This is a genomic window from uncultured Campylobacter sp. (assembly GCF_938045535.1).
Lineage (GTDB): Bacteria > Campylobacterota > Campylobacteria > Campylobacterales > Campylobacteraceae > Campylobacter_B.
In genome coordinates this window covers 1-3,482 of sequence record NZ_CALIMQ010000047.1, presented here as the reverse complement: position 1 = coordinate 3,482, position 3,482 = coordinate 1, and the positions used below count along the sequence as shown (strand labels likewise).

Genomic DNA, 3,482 nt, shown 5'->3' with positions numbered 1-3,482 from the left:
AAAAAAACATAGCATCGCTTAGGCGCGCGCGTAAAACTTTTTCATTGCCGCGTACTACAAGCTCATCATCATCGGTGATCGCATTACTAACAACAACGAAGTGATTGCTTAAGTTTTTACCCTCGAAAACTGGAAAATAGCGCTGATTCTCCTTCATCGAAGTGATAATGACCTCTTTTGGCACGCTTAAAAAATCTCGCTCAAAGCTGCCTAGCAGCGCCGTCGGATACTCGGTGATCGCCGTTACTTCATCTAGCAACGCAGGATCGACCTCAATCTTAAAGCCATGCTTTTTCTCGAGCTTTGCAAACTCGCTTAGAATTTTATCTTTTCTTTTTTGCTCGCTTAAAATTACGCCGTTACGCTCCAGCAGTGCGAAATAATCTGCGGCGTCTTTAAATTTAATCGCTTCATAGCCAAATTTTCTGTGCGGAAAAAATGCAGCCGCGCTTCGCACGCCATAAATTTCAAAATCTACGTTTTGACCGCCCAAAACGCAGGCTATGCTTCTTATCGGACGGATAAACTCAAACTCGCCGCTACCCCAGCGCATCGCGCGTCCAAAATTTAGCGATCGTAAAAATTCCTCTATCATTTCGCCTAGAATTTCACGACTATCGCGCCCCTTTTGCACCGCAGCGTGGTAGAGCACCTCTTTGCCGCCCACCTGCCGAAATTCCAGCTCGTTTTCGCTTATGCCGCATTTTTTAGCAAAACTTAGCGCTGCAGGGCTCCATGCGCCGTCTTTGAGCGCGACGGATTTTGGCGCGCCCGTGCTTACGATCTGCGCATCATCGCCGCGTTTCGGAAAATCCTCGTGAAATAACACAAATCTACGCGGGCTAAATTCGAAGCGAAAGTCGCTATTTATGCGGTTAGCCTCAAGTACCGCGCGCCATTTTGGCGCGATATTCGCACGCTCTTTTAAAAACGGGATCGCAGGCAGCTCCTCGACCCCAATCTCAATGAGTAGTTCCATCTTTATCCTTTTTTCGTTGATTTCGTTTTTCGTTTTTCTCCATCATTTCGCGGTTAAATCCTACGATCATAAATATCATAAAAAGCACAAAAAGTGCGGTTATAACGGCGTGTATCATTCTACTATAAATTCCTTTTGCCCTTTATAAATCGTAAAATAGGCATTTTTAAATTCTAAATTTTTACCGTTTTGCACAGGAGCGCTTTTGCGAAAAATTCTAAACTCGCCCGCGCTTTTTAGATCAATTATGCCGTCTTTAACGTCACCTTTGATCGTGCCTATCACATCTCCTGCGCGCAGCTGCCGCACCGATGCGCTAGGCAAAACGTATGGTGCGATAGAGCCTACGTTGCCGCTTCTATATACGATCTCAAAATCGTCGATCTCAAAGCTTTGCTTATAAAATTTCGTCTTTTTTACTAGCAGATCGAGTTTATCGCCTAGCTGCAGCCCGCTGCCGCCATAGACAAAAACTCCGCTTCCATCTTTGGAGATCGCAAAGCCGTGGCGGTTTGCAAAGCTCACGACTGCGCCTTTTATCAGCACAGGCTCGCTTATAATGCGCCCGTAAAGCTCCTCTATCGTGACGGTCTTTGCGGAGCTAGCGGTATTTTTAGCTAAAAATTCTTGCTTTTTCGGCATAGATTTTAAAGCGCCTTCGTTCGTCAGAATGAAGCTAATCGGAAAATGATCAGAAGCGGTAGAGGATTTAACAACCGCGAAGCTGTCCTTTTTATATCCCGGCTTGCTACTAAAAAAATCGTCGCTAAGCAAGATATGATCGAGCACCGCGCCGCTTTCATGAGACTCACAAGAGCTAAAATGCTTTAACTGCGAGCAGGGATGCAGCGCCCACAAATCACTAAATCCATCGCGCTCGATAAGCTCGTTTAGCAAAGAATTTCGCCCGAAATTCGTATTAAAATCTCCCGCTACGATAGCGCGTTGGTGCCCTTGCAAAACCTCGCGCAAAAAGGCGAAATTGCGCTTGCGCTCGCTTAGCGGATTGCGTGCAGAGAGCATATGTACGACATAAAAGCTAAAATCAGCGCCGCCAAGCGCAAAATCAGCGCGCAAAATATCTCTAGTTTTAAGCTCTATCGGGCGGTAGGTTTTTTGAAATTTTATCGGTATGCGCGACATCACCGCCACGCCCGCAGGTGCAGTCTGTGCGCGCGAAAAAGCGTAGAATTTATAGCCCGCTTTCTGCGCAAGCGCTTTTAGCACGGCTTCGTTTTCGATCTCTTGCAGCCCCAAAATATCGGCATTAAGCGCGCTTATCTCGTCCGCTACCGCTTGCAGCTTGCGCTCGTATTTTTGCTCGCTCCAACCACCGCGCCCGATCTCAAAGTCCGCATACTCCGTGCCGTCGTTTACGCCGTCGAATAAATTTTGCACGTTAAACGATGCGATTTTCAGCTCCGCCGCACCCGCACCGCAGAAAAACATCGCAAAAAGTAGCGCTAAAACTCGCAAACCGCGCTCCTAAAGTCGAATTTATCGATATTTTGGCGGATCGCTTCGTAGGTTACGATGCCCACGCTGGTAGCTAAATTTAAACTGCGCCCCGCCCCGCTCATCGGGATCGTGATGCAGTTTTCGCGCTTTGTGCGCATGATCTCAAGCGGCAGTCCGTGCCCCTCCGAGCCGAAAATCAAAAAATCGCCCGGCTGAAATTTTGCCTCATAATAGAGCTTGTTCGTCTTCGTCGTCGCAAAAAAAAAGCGTTGCTTAAATTTATCGTTCGCCGCCATAAACTCGTCCCAATTTTCCCAAATTTTAAGATTCAAGTTCGCCCAATAATCGAGCCCCGCACGGCGCAGATGCTTATCGTCGATTAGGAATCCCAGCGGCTTGATCAGATGCAAGCGGCAGCTCGCATTGACGCACATACGCCCGATGGAGCCCGTGTTTGTGTGGATCTGCGGATAGACTAGTACAATATTAAACATCAAAAATCACCGATTTTGCACGAGCACAATTTTGCGATTTAAAATTCCACGAGGCAAAGTTTTGAGATTTAGAATTTCGAAAAGCTAAATTACGCGGCTTGGGATTTCGCGCAGTAAAGCCTTGCAAATTTGAATGGGCAAAATTCTGTAATTTGAAATTCTGTGAAATAAAATTTAGGTTCATGATTTTGCGACGCTGCAGGACGTCAGATATCTCCTTGCAACGATACGGCTCTTGCATTTTTTTGTGGTGCGGCGCGACAGCTACTCCCATAGCACAGGACGCGCAATACGGCTCGCTAAATTTTGCTTTAATGCGTTTAATATGACGCAGGCTGTGAGATTTTGTGCCAAGATGCCCTAATCTGCAAAATTTCATCTCGCTGTAATGAGAGCCGTGAAATTCCGTCTCGCTGCTGCACGGCTCGTATAATTTCTCGCCGCAGCGATGTGATCTGCGAAATTCTCTCGATCCATAAAACTTCGCCTCGTGGGCTTTTTCGGTATGGCGGCACGACGGATGAAATTTTAATAGGTAAAATTCTGTGTCA

5 protein-coding genes are annotated in these 3,482 nt (G+C 46.8%); 1 reads left to right on the top strand and 4 read right to left on the bottom strand.

Annotation, left to right across the window (positions count from 1 at the left end; all coding sequences use genetic code 11):
• From glyS to Q0095_RS01830, 4 genes are all read right to left on the bottom strand, one after another.
• Positions 1-979: glycine--tRNA ligase subunit beta (gene glyS, locus Q0095_RS01845; RefSeq protein WP_297880833.1), on the bottom strand; the 979-nt coding region annotated here is incomplete at its 3' end.
• Entirely contained in the window at positions 963-1,097 is a 135-nt protein-coding gene (locus Q0095_RS01840) for a hypothetical protein (RefSeq protein WP_291937682.1), read from the bottom strand. The genes Q0095_RS01840 and glyS, both read right to left, overlap by 17 nt.
• Positions 1,094-2,455, bottom strand: coding sequence for an endonuclease/exonuclease/phosphatase family protein (locus Q0095_RS01835; RefSeq protein ID WP_297880831.1), 1,362 nt, complete (start codon positions 2,453-2,455; stop codon positions 1,094-1,096). The genes Q0095_RS01840 and Q0095_RS01835 overlap by 4 nt, the downstream gene beginning before the upstream one ends.
• On the bottom strand, positions 2,443-2,931 hold the full coding sequence (locus Q0095_RS01830; RefSeq protein ID WP_297880829.1) for a tRNA (cytidine(34)-2'-O)-methyltransferase: 489 nt from the start codon (positions 2,929-2,931) through the stop codon (positions 2,443-2,445). The genes Q0095_RS01835 and Q0095_RS01830 overlap by 13 nt, the downstream gene beginning before the upstream one ends.
• Positions 2,932-3,276: 345 nt before the next feature.
• On the opposite strand from Q0095_RS01830, the gene Q0095_RS01825 reads away from it, so the two are divergent.
• A partial coding sequence (locus Q0095_RS01825) for a hypothetical protein (RefSeq protein WP_297880827.1) occupies positions 3,277-3,482 on the top strand: 206 nt, incomplete at its 3' end.

Excerpts from the sequence above, each read along its gene's own strand:
- Q0095_RS01840 (WP_291937682.1), bottom strand. The coding sequence starts at position 1,097 with ATGATACACGCCGTTATAACCGCACTTTTTGTGCTTTTTATGATATTT.
- Q0095_RS01830 (WP_297880829.1), bottom strand. The coding sequence starts at position 2,931 with ATGTTTAATATTGTACTAGTCTATCCGCAGATCCACACAAACACGGGC.